The sequence below is a fragment of the Rhizobium sp. 768_B6_N1_8 genome (assembly GCF_051811225.1).
Classification (GTDB): Bacteria; Pseudomonadota; Alphaproteobacteria; order Rhizobiales; family Rhizobiaceae; genus Rhizobium.
The window spans coordinates 3,796,915-3,811,536 of sequence record NZ_JBPWPV010000001.1 but is presented as its reverse complement, the minus strand read 5'-3'; the positions used below and the strand labels follow the sequence as shown (position 1 = coordinate 3,811,536).

Genomic DNA, 14,622 nt, shown 5'->3' with positions numbered 1-14,622 from the left:
ACATTTCGTCGCATGCGCGGCAAGGCCGAAGCTGGAAAGTCTGGCCGCAACGGTTGGCCAAATCTGGAAGTAATTGCTTACTGTGTTGCTGTTACACCGGAGCGAAAATGCTTGGGCGGAACCGACAGCCATATTTCACACGGTTTTTCAGCTTCTGAGCATGAACGAATAGTCTTTGGCGTCAAACAGGCGTAGCTTGCCGGCGGACAGGAAAGCTTTGGTGCGCTTGTAAGGGACTTCGACGGAAGCATGACGCGTTTGCAGCAGATCGGTGTCCTGATCGGCCTCGTCATCGTGGCTGCACTCACGATGTTCCGAGCAAGCGATCCGCCGGTGCTCAGGCAGGTCCGCGACGTTACCTTCGACGAATATCAGCGCCTCGTGCCGCGCAGCTTTGAGGCCATGCCCGTCAGAGTCGTCGATATCGACGAGGCTTCCCTGCGGGAGTTCGGCCAGTGGCCTTGGCCCCGCGACAGGCTGGCAATGCTGGTCCAGCGTCTCTCGGATATGGGAGCGGCGGCCATCGCCTTCGATGTCATCTTTGCCGAGCCCGACCGGATGTCGCCGCGCAACGTCATCCAGGAGGTGGAGGGCGTCGATCCAGCGCTTGCGGCGCAATTGCCTGACAATGACGAGATATTCGCGCAATCGATCGAAGGAAAGCCAGTCGTTCTCGGCTTCGGGCTTTCCAACGAAGGCAATTACAAGCCGCCGGTAAAAGCCGGCTTTGCCTTCATCGGCGAGAGTCCGCTGTCGGCACCTCCGCATCTTGGCGCTTCGACGCCGCTTCGGCCGGGGCTGGAGGCGAATGCCGCAGGGCTTGGGCATGTCAGTCTCAATCCAGGCAGCCCGTCATCGGTCGTGCGCGCAGTGCCGCTGTTCCTCAGCGATGGAGAGCAGTTTTACCCCAATCTTGCGATCGAAGCGTTGCGGGTCGCGCAGGGTGCCTCGACCTATGTGCTGGCCGGCGCGCCCGACCAGACGGGGATCATCACCTCGGCGAAGATCGGCGATTTCATCGTTCCGCTGACGGCTGCCGGGGAGATCTGGCTTTACGTGACGCCGAACCGCGGAGAGCGTTATGTCTCGGCCGGAAAGGTCCTTGCCGCCGGTGGAGTGGCCCCTGATATCGCTGCCCAAGTCGAAGGCAGCATCATCTTCATCGGCACCTCGGCTGTCGGGCTGCAGGACATTCGCGCCACCGCTCTCGGAGAAAATGTGCCGGGTGTTTCGCTGCAGGCACAGACTGTCGAGCAGATCCTTTCGGGCCGCTACTTGTCACGGCCGGACTGGGCCGACGGGCTGGAGATCCTGTCTATCGCCGTGGTTGGCTTCCTGCTCGTCATCATAACGACCTTCGTCAGTCCGGCCGTGGCGCTGGTCTGTGGCCTGGCGATCACCGCGATGGCGCTTGCCGCTTCGTGGCTGTGCTTTCTTTATGCCGGTCTGCTGTTCGATCCGCTGGCGCCTATTATCAGCGGCTCCATCACGCATTTCGCGGCGACATCGTTCCGTATCCTCGTCATCGACAGGGAGCGGCGGGAGGTGCGGCGCGCCTTCGGCCATTACCTCTCGCCTTCGCTGCTCCACAGGATCGAGCATACGCCCGATGCGCTGAAGCTTGGCGGGGACGAGCGCGAGCTCACCATGATGTTCGTCGATGTGCGCAATTTCACCGAGATCAGCGAAAGGCTGACGCCGACCGCCGTCGTCCAGTTTCTCAATACGCTGCTGGATGCGCTGAGCCGTCATGTTGTCGGGAACGAGGGAACGCTCGACAAATTCATCGGCGATTCCATCATGGCATTCTGGAATGCGCCGGTCGATGTTTCGGATCATGGGGCAAAGGCGCTGCGGGCGGCGCTCGCCATGCGGGAGACGCTAGCCGAGCTCAATGCCCGTGACGCCTTCGGTTTCGGCAGCGCTCAGCAGGTGAGGATCGGCATCGGCATCCATACCGGTCTCGCCTGTGTCGGCAACATGGGCGCGAAGACACGCTTCAACTATTCGGCGGTGGGCGACGCGGTGAATGTCGCGGCGCGCATCGAATCCTGCTGCAAGGACGTCGGCTTCGATATCCTGATCTCCGACACCACGGCACGGGCGCAAAGCGGGGCGGCGCTCTTGGAGGCAGGAGCCATTCCGCTCAAAGGAAAGAGCAGCCGAACGCAGATCTTTGCCGTGGTCGGCGATGAGAAGGTCGCTGCCTCGCCGGAATTCGGCGCCCTGCATCTCGTCCATGAGGAGGTAATGGGCGCCTTGCGCGAGCGTTCGAGGAACAGCCGCAAGCTGATCGGTGCGGCAAAACTCGCCGGGGTACAGGTGCTGGCCGGCCTCACAGAATTCTACGAGCGGATATCGGCCAGGAACGATCATTTTCGGGAGGATATCGGCCTGCCGGAACAGCAGGCCGTCGAATAGTCAGTCAGCGGTTGCGGTCCCGATTTCCGTTTCCGCCCCAGCCTCGATTCCGGTTCTGATCCCGATCGTGGCCACGGTCACGATCCCGATCTCTTCCCGCGCTCTGGTCATTGCCGGCAGTTTGATTTTCGCCTCCGCTTCTTTCCTGCGTGCTCGGTCTGTCCTGATGGCTGCGGTCCTGGTGACTATCTGCCCCTTCCGTGCGGCTCGGCCCGTCAGGTGCGTCGTGCCGGTCCGGCCTTCCATAATCGCCATGGTGGTCGTCTCTATCGTGCTTGTCCCTCCAGCCATGCCCGTCGTGTTTGTCATGCCAGTCGCGCTCCGGCTTATCATGGTGGGGCTTATCATGGTCATGATGCGGCTTGTCGTGATGCGGTTTTTCCGGCCGCTGCGTCGGCGGAGCATCCTGCTTCTGTGGTTGCTGCTGGGGCTGTGGATCCGGATCTCGCGGTCGGGGTGTCTGGCGAAGCCGGTCTTTGCGCTCAGGGTCGACCGAGGCCATCCGGCAGCCGCCAAGTAGACCGAGGCCGCCCGTTAAACTCTGATTGCCAGAGAGGAAGGGAAGGGCGCGCTGGTTGCCCAGCCTCTGCAGCACGCTGCGGTTGACAGGCTGAGCATCCGTCATGTTGCCGTTCGGCCGCGCAATGACGCAATCGCAACGCTGCTGTAATTGCCGGCAGCCGCCAGGACCGCAGAAGGTTGCCGCGCCATTCAGCAGCACCACGGCAGTCGTACCGTCGGGGCCGACGTAGAAATCGAAAGCAGTGCCGCGCACGCCGATCGTGCCCGCCGGCGTCTGGATTTGGTAAGCCGAGGATTTCGAATTGCCGCTGACCCAGCGGAACGTACCCTTGGCCGCCTTGATGGAGAGGCGTTTGACTGAATCGGTATCGTCGTAGACATACTTGTCGATGACAACGGACGAGCCCCAGCCGACGGCAAGCTTGGTGCCGTCGCGGAAGATGAACTGGCCGAGCCCCGATTGGGAGGTGCGGATACGCTCGTTGCGGTGGACCTCGTCATTGACGATGATCGGCCCGCCCTGTCCCGTCACTTCAGTTTTGATGAGAGTCGCCTGGCCGACGGGTTCAGCGGCGAACGCCGGCCACGCGCCTGACAGCGCGAAGCAGATGCCCGCGATCCATATGCTACGCCAACCAGACATTTTACACCCCACATAAGGAGACACTAACATTTCCAGCAGGCCCGTACTGCCTGCCCTGTTGGGTGAGAAAAGGGTTATGTCGCATTTGCGAAGGCCGATCGCCGCCAAGCGGCGCGATGCAGCCGTCGCCGTGTCAAAACAAAAGCTCTTTCACGTCGCAAAAGAACCGTTGTGCCGCAATTCGATTTGCGATTTGTATGGCCACGACGAAAATGCCTTTGCCTGAAGGAGATGATGGCGGATGCGGAAATATTCGGTTTTTGCCGTAGCGCGGGAGGCTCTGCGCGGGCACAGGGGCTGGGAAAAGCAGTGGACTTCGCCGGAGCCGCGACCCGAATATGACGTGATCATCATCGGCGGTGGCGGTCATGGGCTGGGCGCAGCTTATTACCTTGCCAAGGAGCACGGCATCACCAATGTGGCGGTGCTGGAAAAGGGCTGGCTAGGCGGCGGCAATACCGGCCGCAACACCACGATCATCCGCTCCAACTATCTCTATGACGAGAGCATGCACATTTACGAGCATTCGATGAAGCTCTGGGAAGGGCTGTCGCAGGAGCTCAATTACAATGTCATGTATTCGCCGCGCGGCGTCATGATGCTGTCGCACAATGTGCATGACATGCAGAGCTTCAAGCGGCATATCCATGCCAACCGGCTCTACGGCATCGACAATGAATGGCTGACACCCGAGCAGGCCAAGGCCTATTGTCCGCCGCTCGATATTTCGGCGACGGCCCGCTACCCGATCAATGGCGCCGCCTTGCAGCGCCGCGGCGGCACGGCGCGTCATGATGCGGTTGCCTGGGGTTATGCACGTGCGGCGTCAGACCGCGGTGTGCACATCATCCAGAATTGCGAAGTCACCGGCATTCGCCGTGGCCCGGACGGTCGGGTCACCGGCGTCGAGACCAACAGGGGCTTCATCGGCGCGAAGAAGATTGGCGTGTCGGCTGCCGGCCACACGACAACAATCATGAAGATGGCGGACGTACGCGTGCCGCTGCAGTCGAGCCCGCTGCAGGCACTGGTTTCCGAGCCGCTGAAGCCGATCTTTCCCTGCGTCGTCATGTCGAACACGGTGCATGCCTATATCTCGCAGTCTGACAAGGGTGAACTCGTCATCGGAGCGGGTACGGACCAGTATAATTCCTACTCCCAGACTGGTGGCCTGCAGATCATCACGCATACGCTCGACGCCATTTGCGAGCTTTTCCCGATGTTCCGCCGCGTGAAGATGATGCGCCAGTGGGGCGGTATCGTCGACAATACGCCGGACCGTTCGGCCATCCAGTCGAAGACGCCTGTTCCCGGGCTCTACGTCAATTGCGGCTGGGGTACTGGCGGCTTCAAGGCGACACCGGGTTCGGCCAATCTCTTCGCCCATCTGATCGCCCGCGACGAGGTGCACAAGTTCAATGCCGGGCTGACGCTGGAGCGGTTCCGCTCCGGTCGGCTGATTGACGAGGCGGCGGCTGCCGCCGTCGCGCACTGACAGGAGGACGACATGCTGCTGATCTATTGCCCTTACTGTCAGGAAGAGCGCTCCGAGCTCGAGTTCCGTGGTGCCGGTGACGCTCACATCGTTCGGCCGGCCAATATCGCCTCAATCTCTGACGAGCAGTTCGAAGAATATTTCTTCCTGCGCGACAATCCGAAAGGCCTGATCTTCGAGCGCTGGCGGCACATGCACGGCTGCGGGCGCTTCTTCAACGCGGCGCGCGATACGATCAGCGACAAGTTCATCATGACCTATAAGGCCGGCGAACCGAAGCCTGCTATCGGGACTGCGGCCGAGCCGCATGCGCCGGTCGAGACCTACGAAGCAGTTGAAGGAGAGGCCCAATGAGCGGCGCGAACCGTATTGCCGGCAAGGGCCGGCTGACGCCCGCCAAAACCGCGCGTTTCACCTTCGACGGCAAGAGCTATACAGCGCTCGAAGGCGATACTGTTGCCTCGGCCTTGATTGCCCATGGTGTGCATCTTGTCGGCCGTTCGTTCAAATACCATCGCCCGCGCGGCATTCTTTCGGCCGGCGCCGAGGAGCCGAATGCGCTGATCGATGTCGCGCGCGACAGCGCCCGCAAGCAACCGAATGTGCGGGCAACCGTGCAGGAAGTCTTCGACGGCATGATCGTGAAGTCGCAGAACCGTTGGCCGTCGCTTTCCTTCGATGTCGGTGCGGTTAATAACCTGTTCTCGCCCTTCTTCGCGGCGGGCTTCTACTACAAGACATTCATGTGGCCGCGGGCCGCCTGGAAACGTGTATACGAGCCGATGATCCGCCGTGCTGCCGGCCTTGGCGTCGCGCCCACGGAAGACGATCCCGACCACTATGCCAGCCGTTATGCCCATTGCGACGTGCTGGTCGTCGGTGCCGGTATTGCCGGTCTTTCGGCAGCGTTGGCTGCTGCGGAAGCCGGAGCAAAAATCATCCTCTGCGACGAGCAGGCGGAAGCCGGTGGCGCATTGCGCTTCGACGCTGGCGTGAAAGTGGATGGGCTTGACGGTTACGCCTGGGTGCAGAAGACCCTTGCACGCCTGAAGGCCATGGAGAACGTGAAGGTCCTGACCCGAACCACGGCCTTCGGCTACTACAACCATAATTTCATCGGCCTCGTCGAACGCGTCACGGATCATATCGCCCGCCCCGGCCGCGATCTGCCGCGCGAACGGCTGTGGCAGGTCCGCGCCAAGCGCGTCATCCTGGCGACCGGCGCCATCGAACGGCACATGGTGTTTCCGAACAATGACCGGCCGGGCATCATGCTCGCTTCGGCCGGGCGGATGTATCTCAATCATTACGGCGTTGCGGTCGGCCAGAAGGTCGGCATCTATACTGCGCACGATTCAGCCTACGAGGTGGCCTTCGACCTGAAGCGGGCGGGTGTTTCGATCGCTGCGATCGTCGATAGTAGACAGGCGCCGGGTGCAGCAGTATTGGCCGAAGCCCGTACGCTCGGCATCGATGTGCTGACCGGTCAGTCGGTCGTCAATACGTCGGGTGCGCTGCGCATCTCGTCGATGACGGTCGCGCGCAACGGCGGCGCATCACCACGCAAGATCGCCGTCGATGCGCTGCTGGTCTGCGCTGGATGGACACCCTCCGTGCATCTCTTCTCCCAGTCGCGGGGCAAGGTTGCCTTCGATGCCGAGACGCAGCGTTTCCTGCCCGGCACCTATGCGCAGGACTGCCTTTCCGTCGGCGCCTGCAATGGTACGGATGGTCTGCAGCAGACCGTCGAGGAATCGCTTGCCGCCGGCGAGCTGATGGCGCAGGCCGTCGGCAGGCAGGCGGGCAGCAAGATCGGCATTTCTGTCGAGCAGGCCTTCGACTGGACGGGTGGCATGATTGGTGCTGCCGAAGGTGCCGGGCCGGAGACGAATGCCAAGGCATTCATCGACTTCCAGCACGATGTCTGCGCCAAGGACATCCGCCTTGCGGTGCGCGAGGGCATGCATTCGATCGAGCATATCAAGCGCTTCACGACGAACGGCATGGCTTCCGACCAGGGCAAGCTTTCCAACATGCATGGCTTGGCGATCGCCGCCGAAATGCTTGGCAAGGATATTCCGCAGGTCGGTCTTACCACTTTCCGCGCGCCTTACACGCCGGTGACTTACGGAGCGCTGATCGCACATTCGCGTGGGCCCTTGTTCGACCCGACGCGCAAGACGCCGCTGCATGCCTGGGAAGAGGCCAAGGGCGCCGTCTTCGAAGATGTCGGCAACTGGAAGCGCGCCTGGTTTTATCCGCGCGCCGGCGAAACGATGCATCAGGCCGTTGCCCGCGAATGCCGCACGGCGCGCGACGTTGCCGGTATCTTCGACGCCTCGACGCTCGGCAAGATCGAGATCGTCGGACCCGATGCCGCCGAATTCATGAACCTCATGTACACCAATGCCTGGGACACGCTGAAACCAGGCAAATGCCGCTACGGCATCATGCTGCGCGAAGACGGCTTCGTTTATGACGACGGCGTCGTCGGTCGTCTCTCCGATGACCGTTTCCATGTGACGACCACGACCGGCGGGGCGCCGCGTGTTCTCAACCACATGGAAGACTATCTGCAGACGGAATTACCGCATCTGAAGGTATGGCTGACCTCGGTGACCGAGCAGTGGGCTGTAATCGCCGTGCAGGGGCCAAAGGCGCGCGATATCGTGGCGCCGCTGGTGGAAGGGCTTGATATATCCAACGAAGCCTTCCCGCACATGAGTGTCGCCGAGTGTAAGGTGGCAGGTATTCCGGCACGTCTCTTCCGTGTCTCCTTTACCGGCGAGACCGGCTTTGAAATCAATGTGCCCGCCGACTATGGCCAGTCGGTGCTGGAGGCAGTCTGGGCCAATGCCGAGCCACTCGGCGCCTGCGTCTACGGCACCGAAACCATGCATGTGCTGCGCGCCGAGAAGGGCTACATCATCGTCGGCCAGGATACGGATGGTACGGTGACGCCTGATGACGCCGGGCTCTCTTGGGCTGTCTCGAAGAAGAAGGCGGACTTCGTCGGTATTCGCGGACTGAAGCGGCCCGATCTTGTCAAGGACGGCCGCAAGCAACTCGTCGGTCTTGCGACGAAGGACGCGAAGCTGGTGCTCGAAGAGGGCGCGCAGATCGTCGCCAACCCGAACCAGCCTAAGCCGATGACGATGCTCGGTCACGTGACATCGGCCTACTGGTCTGAGAATTGTGGTCGCTCGATCGCCTTTGCACTGGTTGAAGGTGGCCGCAATCTGGTGGGCGAAACGCTCTATGTGCCGATGCCGGACCGGACCATTCCGGTCGAGGTGACGGATCTGGTGTTCTTTGACAAGGAAGGAGGCCGTATCCATGGCTGAGGTCGCAATTCGCAAACCGGCTCTCTCTGGTCTCCTTGCTGGTTCGGCGACGGTGCGCCTGACGGTGGCACCGGTCGCAAGCCGCCTTGCGCTGCGTGCGCCGGCTGAATCCGTATCGGCACTCTCTTCCGCGCTGGGGCTGACTTTGCCGACATTACCCAAGACCTCCGGCCGTGCCGGGGGGCGTTCGGCGCTCTGGCTCGGCCCGGACGAATGGCTCGTAATTGACGAGGCTGGTTCGGATCTTCCGGCGCTTCTTTCAGGCGCTGATGTCCCGCATTCGGCGGTCGATGTCTCCCACCGCAACGTCGGTATCATTGCTTCCGGACCGGGTGCGGAGACGACGCTGTCCGCCGGCTGCCCGCAGGACCTCTCTCTTGAAATTTTCCGGGTGGGCGCTTGCTCGCGGACGATCTTCGGCAAAGTCGAGATCGTGCTCTTCCGCACCGAGGAGGATACGTTCCGGGTGGAATGCTGGCGGTCGTTTTCGGATTATGTCTTCGGGCTGCTCGCCGAAGGCGCCGAGGACGCGAGCCATTAAGGCCTGCAAAGGTCCTTAAACGTCTTCCGGCCGGTCTTTCGGGTCGAACTGGATGATGGTGATCCAGCGGGTGGTGAGCGCCGGCTTCTTTTCGTTCTCGATTTCGATCGAGACATCATAGGTCGTCATCAGCATGCCGGCGCCGCGGAAGCGGGCGTCCGAGAGCACGAAGTGGCCGCGGATGCGGGTGCCGCTCTTGACCGGCGACATGAAGCGGACTTTGTCGAAGCCGTAATTGATGCCCATCGTCTGCTCACGCACGTTGGGCAGGCAATTGTAATTCATCGTCGACAGCAGCGAGAGTGTCAGGAAGCCGTGGGCGATGGTTCCGCCGAAGGGACTTTCGGCTGCTGCGCGAACAGGATCGACGTGAATGAACTGATGGTCGCCGGTTGCCTCGGCAAAGGCATCAATCATCTTCTGATCGACGAGGATCCAGTCAGACAATCCTGTTTCCGTGCCAACCAGCCCCCGGACATCCGAGAGCGAAATTTCCATGACCATGCATTCCTCGTAAAAAGCCGCAGCCGCAAGCCTTATCGCGCATTCGTGACGATTGCGATAACGATTCGTACTCGCGGGTTTCGTGGATCAATTTTCCACGAAATAGGCAACCGAACGCGGCTCAACGGTGGCGCGACCACCGACTTTCCGTGCGCCATCCGGCAGAAGCTGGCGCCAGTTTGCTTCGCCGGCTGAGGGAAGCGTGAAGAGTTGATGCTGTTCGGAGCGGTTGAAGAGCACGGCGAGGCGGGTCTCTTTGCGGTTGGAACGATCGTGCGTTGCAAGCACTATGCCGAGGGTGGAGAGCGAGGGCGTTTCCCATTCGCTTGTTGTCATCGGCTCGCCGGCGAGCGAAATCCACTCCACATCGCCGTTACCGGAAAAGAAGGCCAGGTCGGAGAAGACCGAGAAACGGCGGCGAAGCGTGGCGACGAAGGCGGTATGGGCGATCAGGTCTTCGTCCAGCAGCTTCCAGTCGACCCAGGTGATCTCGTTGTCCTGGCAATAGGCATTGTTGTTGCCGTGCTGCGTGCGGCCGCCCTCGTCTCCGGCCGTCAACATCACGCTGCCGCGGCTGGCAAAGAGGGTGGAGATGAGCGCTATGACATCGGCCTTGCGGCGTTCCCGGATGACGGGATAGGCGGTTTCACCTTCGACGCCGTTGTTCCAGGAATGGTTCTCGTTGTGGCCGTCGCGATTGTTCTCGCCGTTAGCCTCATTGTGCTTGCCGCTATAGGACACGAGGTCGAGGAGCGTGAAACCGTCATGGGCAGCGAGGAAATTGACGCTTCGGGTCTCTGTCCCGCCGTTGGCTGAGAAAATGTTCGACGAGCCGGCCAGCACGGTCGCGAGCGAACCCGTCTTCCAGCCATCGCCACGCCAATAGCACCTGATGTCATCGCGGGCACGGTCGTTCCACTCCAGGAAGGGTGCCGGGAAATTGCCGAGCTGATAGCCGCTTGGGCCGATATCCCAGGGTTCGGCGATCATGATGCGATCGGCGAGCAGGTCGTCGGCGAGGATCGCGGCCAGAGTGCCGTTGCGGTCGAAGCCGTTTGCTGTGCGGCCGAGAACGGGAGCGAGGTCGAAACGGAAGCCGTCGATGCCGGCATTGCGGACGAAATGGCGCAAGCTGTCGATGATGAGCCGCTGGACATAGGGATGGTCGCAGGCAACCGTATTGCCGGTGCCGGTATCGTTGACGAGCACGGATGGCCGGTCCGCTACGTGGCGGTAGTAGCTGAGATTATCGATACCGCGCAGCGACAGCGTCGTGCCGTATCGGTCGCTTTCGCCAGTATGGTTGAAAACGAGGTCGAGGATGACGGCGATGCCTTCCTCATGCAGCTTCGCCACTGTTTCGCTGAGCTCTACGATACCACCCGGCACGATACGCGGATCGAGTGCCATGAAGGCAACGGGATTGTAGCCCCAGCCGTTCGTCAGGCCGAGCGGCGGCAGATGCCGCTCGTCGATCCAGGCGGTGATCGGCATCAGCTCGACAGCATCGACGCCGATGCGCTTCAGGTGAGCGATTACGGAGGGATGAGCCAGAGCGGCGACGGTGCCGCGCTGAGCTTCCGGCACGTCCGGATGCAGGATGGTGAAGGGCTTGACGGCCACCTCATAAATAAAGCCGCCCGGTTTGAAGAGCGGCTTTCGGCTTTTGAGGGGCGCGTCTTTGGTGACGACCGACTTCGGGATCAGGTGCTGCGTATCTTCGCCGAAGATGCCGAGCCGCGGGTCGTAATGGAAAGGCCCATCGACCGCCTTGGCATAGGGATCGATCAGCAGCTTCGAGGGGTCGAACCACAGGCCGTTATCCGGAGCGTAAATGCCGTCCGCGCGGTAGCCGTAGCGCGCGCCTTCCTTCAATCCATCGACAAAAAGACGGAAGATGTGGTCGCTGTCGCGGGCCATGGGGAGCCTCGCATATTCCTTGCCGTCATCGTCGAAGAGGCAGAGATCGACCTGCGCTGCATGATGCGACCAGACAGAAAACTCCACGCCTGTTTCAAAGACGATGGCACCGCCCTGTGCGGAACTGTTGCCCCCCATATGCCCCCCGGGATCAGGTGATCACGGTCGGCTCGTTGCGTCCCGTGCGCTCACGAATGTTGGCGATGCTTTCGGCGGCCGCGATGAGATCGGCGAGCGCTTCCTGCGTTTCGATATTATGGCGAGTCGAATCCGGCTCATAGCGTTCGATATAGACGCGCAGGGTTGCGCCAGACGTGCCGGTGCCGGAAAGGCGGAATACGACGCGGGAGCCGCCCTGGAAAAGGACGCGGATACCCTGATGTTCGCTGACCGACTTGTCGACCGGATCGTGATAGGCGAAGTCATCCGCCTTCTCGACGGTCAGATCGCCGAAGGTCTTGCCGGGCAATGTGGAAAGCTGGCTGCGCAGATTGTCGACCAGACCATTTGCAGCATCACTGTCGACGCCTTCATAGTCATGGCGGGAATAGTAGTTGCGGCCGTAAGTCTGCCAGTGCTGGGTGACGATTTCCTGAACGCTCTCGCCGCGGACGGCCAGGACGTTCAGCCAAAGCAGAACGGCCCAGAGGCCATCCTTTTCGCGGACATGGTTGGATCCGGTGCCGGCGCTTTCTTCACCGCAGATCGTCGCCATGCCTGCGTCGAGCAAGTTGCCGAAGAATTTCCAGCCGGTCGGGGTCTCGTAGATGCCGATGCCGCGCTTTTCCGCCACACGGTCTGCCGCGCCCGATGTCGGCATGGAGCGGGCAATGCCGGCGAGGCCGCCGGAATAGCCGGGCGCCAGGTTGGCATTGGCAGCGAGGATTGCAAGACTGTCGGACGGGGTGACGAAAATGCCGCGGCCGATGATGAGATTGCGGTCGCCGTCGCCGTCGGACGCAGCGCCGAAATCGGGCGCATCCTCACCCATCATCTCGTCATAGAGTTCCTTTGCATGAACGAGGTTCGGGTCGGGGTGATGGCCGCCGAAATCCGGGAGCGGCATGAAATTGCGAACGGAGCCGGAGGGCGCGCCGAGACGGTTCTCGAAGATTTCCTTGGCATAGGGGCCGGTAACAGCACTCATGGCATCGAAGGCGATGCGAAAGCCAAGGCTGATAAGATTGCGGATTGCGCCGAAATCGAAGAGTTCTTCCATCAACGCGGCATAGTCCTCGACCGGGTCGATGACCGAGAGGATCATGCCGCCCGGCAGCTCTTCCTTGCCGATGCGGTCGATGTTGACGTCGGCGAAGTCGGCGATCTTGTAGCTCTCGATTGCCTTGGAGCGGGCAAAGATCGCGTCGGTGATCTTTTCCGGGGCCGGGCCGCCATTGTTGACATTGTACTTGATGCCGAAGTCTTCGGTCGGGCCGCCGGGGTTATGGCTGGCCGAGAGGATGATGCCGCCGAAGGCCTTGTACTTGCGGATGATGTGAGAGGCTGCGGGCGTCGAAAGAATGCCGCCCTTGCCCACCATGACCTTGCCGAAGCCATTGGCAGCGGCCATCTTGATCGCCTTCTGGATGACTTCGCGGTTGTAGTAGCGTCCGTCGCCGCCGATGACCAGGCACTTGCTCTGATAGCCTTCCAGCGAATCGAAGATCGACTGGATGAAGTTCTCCGCATAGTTCGGCTGCTGGAAGACGGGAACCTTCTTGCGCAAACCTGAGGTGCCGGGTTTCTGGTCCTGATAGGGCGTGGTGGGAACGGACTTGATCATTTTAGTTCACATGCCTTTCGAGACGAGGCTTGAATACAGGGCAACATAACGTTCGGCGCTCTTCTCCCAAGAGACATCCGACTTCATGCCCTGCTTTTGCAATTGGGTCCAGACTTTTTGATCCGCGTAAAGGTGCATGGCGCGGCGCAGTGCCTGTAGCATGCTTTCTTCGTTTACAGGTGCGAATTGTATGCCTGTCGCCACCTTTGCCGCAAGTGCGGCATGATTGGCATCAATCACGGTATCGTTGAGACCGCCGGTGCGCGCCACGATCGGCACGCAGCCATAACGCAGACCATAGAGCTGGGTAAGACCGCAAGGCTCGAAGCGTGACGGGATGATGATTGCGTCGCAGCCGGCCTGCATGAGGTGGGACATCGGCTCGTTGTAACCGATGGAAACGCCGATGCGGCCGGGGTTGCGGTTGGCGGCGGCGAGCAGCGCACCTTCGAGGGCTGCCTCGCCGGATCCGAGCACGACGAGCTTGCCACCGAGTGCGACGATCTTATCTGCAGTGCTTGCGACAAGATCCATGCCTTTTTGCCAGGTCAGCCGGCTGATGACGCAGAAGATCGGCGCGTCGTCATGGTCGAGATGGAAGAATTCCTCGATCGACCTGCGGTTCTCCAGACGGTTTTTCAGCGTCGTCGGGCCGTAGTGCGTGTGGACGACCGGATCAGTCGCCGGGTTCCAGATGTCAGCATCGATGCCATTGACGATGCCATGCAACACGTCACGGCGGCTGGCGATGACGCCTTCGAGACCCATGCCGAATTCGGGAGTGAGGATCTCGTCGGCATAGGAGGGACTGACCGTGGTGATGGCGGAGGCAGTCTGCAGGCCGCCCTTCAGGAAGCCAACGGTGCCGTAGTATTCGATGCTTTCGGTGGCAAAGGCATGGGGCGGCAGACGCAGGCCGGGGAAGATATCGGCGCCGAACTGGCCCTGGAAGGCGATGTTGTGGATCGTCAGGATGCTCGGCAGTTCGGGTGTCGGATAATAGCGCATATAGACCGGCACCATAGCGGCCTGCCAGTCATGGGCATGCACGAGATCCGGCCGCCAGCCAGGCAACAGGCCTGCCGCGATTTCGGAACCAGCCAGCGAAAGGGCGGCGAAACGGCGCCAGTTGTCCGGATGATCCTTGCCGGTCGTATCCAGATAGGGACCACCCGGGCGGTCGTAATAGACTGGAGCGTCGAGCACGAGGATGTCGAGACCCTGATGCTCCACCTCCAGCACTCTTGCCGGCTGGCCGAGCAAATCCGGAAACTCCAGCCGGACGACCGGATTCTGCAGCATCCTCATGACGCTGGGATATCCGGGCATAAGGGTCTTGGTTTCAACGCCGAAGGATTTGAGGGCTATTGGCAGGGCGCCTGACACGTCGGCAAGGCCCCCTGTCTTGATCAATGGGAAGACTTCGGACGAAACCGAAAGAACTTTCAT

The 14,622-nt window shown here is 61.2% G+C and carries 10 protein-coding genes; 5 read left to right on the top strand and 5 right to left on the bottom strand.

Going from position 1 to position 14,622, the window contains the following annotated elements; genetic code table 11:
- Nucleotides 1-249: 249 nt before the first annotated feature.
- Nucleotides 250-2,421, top strand: coding sequence for a CHASE2 domain-containing protein (locus AB8B33_RS19525; RefSeq protein WP_439016584.1), 2,172 nt, complete (start codon nucleotides 250-252; stop codon nucleotides 2,419-2,421).
- A 4-nt stretch (nucleotides 2,422-2,425) separates the two neighbouring features.
- Here the strand turns inward: AB8B33_RS19525 and AB8B33_RS19520 are convergent, their stop codons facing one another.
- Nucleotides 2,426-3,586, bottom strand: coding sequence for a FecR family protein (locus AB8B33_RS19520; protein WP_439016583.1), 1,161 nt, complete (start codon nucleotides 3,584-3,586; stop codon nucleotides 2,426-2,428).
- Nucleotides 3,587-3,827: 241 nt separating this feature from the next.
- Between AB8B33_RS19520 and AB8B33_RS19515 the strand changes: the two genes are divergently transcribed.
- From AB8B33_RS19515 to AB8B33_RS19500, 4 genes are read left to right on the top strand one after another with little or no spacing between them, the layout of a single operon-like run.
- Nucleotides 3,828-5,081: a sarcosine oxidase subunit beta family protein gene (locus tag AB8B33_RS19515; protein WP_439016582.1), complete on the top strand. Its 1,254-nt coding sequence runs from the start codon at nucleotides 3,828-3,830 to the stop codon at nucleotides 5,079-5,081.
- A gap of 12 nt (nucleotides 5,082-5,093) precedes the next feature.
- Nucleotides 5,094-5,435 (top strand): sarcosine oxidase subunit delta, encoded by a 342-nt coding sequence (locus AB8B33_RS19510; RefSeq protein WP_007817381.1) that lies wholly within the window; start codon nucleotides 5,094-5,096, stop codon nucleotides 5,433-5,435.
- Entirely contained in the window at nucleotides 5,432-8,425 is a 2,994-nt protein-coding gene (locus tag AB8B33_RS19505; protein WP_439016581.1) for a sarcosine oxidase subunit alpha, read from the top strand. The genes AB8B33_RS19510 and AB8B33_RS19505 overlap by 4 nt, the downstream gene beginning before the upstream one ends.
- Nucleotides 8,418-8,966 (top strand): sarcosine oxidase subunit gamma, encoded by a 549-nt coding sequence (locus AB8B33_RS19500; RefSeq protein WP_439016580.1) that lies wholly within the window; start codon nucleotides 8,418-8,420, stop codon nucleotides 8,964-8,966. Before AB8B33_RS19505 ends, AB8B33_RS19500 begins: the two co-directional genes overlap by 8 nt.
- Before the next feature lie 15 nt (nucleotides 8,967-8,981).
- Here AB8B33_RS19500 and AB8B33_RS19495 read toward each other — a convergent pair whose 3' ends face one another.
- The 4 genes from AB8B33_RS19495 to glgA all read right to left on the bottom strand — a co-directional run bounded on the left by AB8B33_RS19495 (nucleotide 8,982) and on the right by glgA (nucleotide 14,622).
- Entirely contained in the window at nucleotides 8,982-9,470 is a 489-nt protein-coding gene (locus tag AB8B33_RS19495) for a MaoC family dehydratase (protein ID WP_439016579.1), read from the bottom strand.
- Nucleotides 9,471-9,557: 87 nt separating this feature from the next.
- Nucleotides 9,558-11,528: a glycogen debranching protein GlgX gene (gene glgX / locus AB8B33_RS19490; RefSeq protein WP_439016578.1), complete on the bottom strand. Its 1,971-nt coding sequence runs from the start codon at nucleotides 11,526-11,528 to the stop codon at nucleotides 9,558-9,560.
- A 13-nt stretch (nucleotides 11,529-11,541) separates the two neighbouring features.
- Complete coding sequence (locus AB8B33_RS19485) at nucleotides 11,542-13,173, bottom strand: alpha-D-glucose phosphate-specific phosphoglucomutase (protein WP_439016577.1); 1,632 nt, start codon at nucleotides 13,171-13,173, stop codon at nucleotides 11,542-11,544.
- Between the two features lie 6 nt (nucleotides 13,174-13,179).
- Complete coding sequence (gene glgA, locus AB8B33_RS19480) at nucleotides 13,180-14,622, bottom strand: glycogen synthase GlgA (protein ID WP_439016576.1); 1,443 nt, start codon at nucleotides 14,620-14,622, stop codon at nucleotides 13,180-13,182.

Bases quoted from the DNA above. Each gene is read 5' to 3' on its own strand.
- AB8B33_RS19525 (WP_439016584.1), top strand. From the start codon at position 250: ATGACGCGTTTGCAGCAGATCGGTGTCCTGATCGGCCTCGTCATCGTG.
- AB8B33_RS19520 (WP_439016583.1), bottom strand. From the start codon at position 3,586: ATGTCTGGTTGGCGTAGCATATGGATCGCGGGCATCTGCTTCGCGCTG.
- AB8B33_RS19515 (WP_439016582.1), top strand. From the start codon at position 3,828: ATGCGGAAATATTCGGTTTTTGCCGTAGCGCGGGAGGCTCTGCGCGGG.
- AB8B33_RS19510 (WP_007817381.1), top strand. From the start codon at position 5,094: ATGCTGCTGATCTATTGCCCTTACTGTCAGGAAGAGCGCTCCGAGCTC.
- AB8B33_RS19505 (WP_439016581.1), top strand. From the start codon at position 5,432: ATGAGCGGCGCGAACCGTATTGCCGGCAAGGGCCGGCTGACGCCCGCC.
- AB8B33_RS19500 (WP_439016580.1), top strand. From the start codon at position 8,418: ATGGCTGAGGTCGCAATTCGCAAACCGGCTCTCTCTGGTCTCCTTGCT.
- AB8B33_RS19495 (WP_439016579.1), bottom strand. From the start codon at position 9,470: ATGGTCATGGAAATTTCGCTCTCGGATGTCCGGGGGCTGGTTGGCACG.
- glgX (WP_439016578.1), bottom strand. From the start codon at position 11,528: ATGGGGGGCAACAGTTCCGCACAGGGCGGTGCCATCGTCTTTGAAACA.
- AB8B33_RS19485 (WP_439016577.1), bottom strand. From the start codon at position 13,173: ATGATCAAGTCCGTTCCCACCACGCCCTATCAGGACCAGAAACCCGGC.
- glgA (WP_439016576.1), bottom strand. From the start codon at position 14,622: ATGAAAGTTCTTTCGGTTTCGTCCGAAGTCTTCCCATTGATCAAGACA.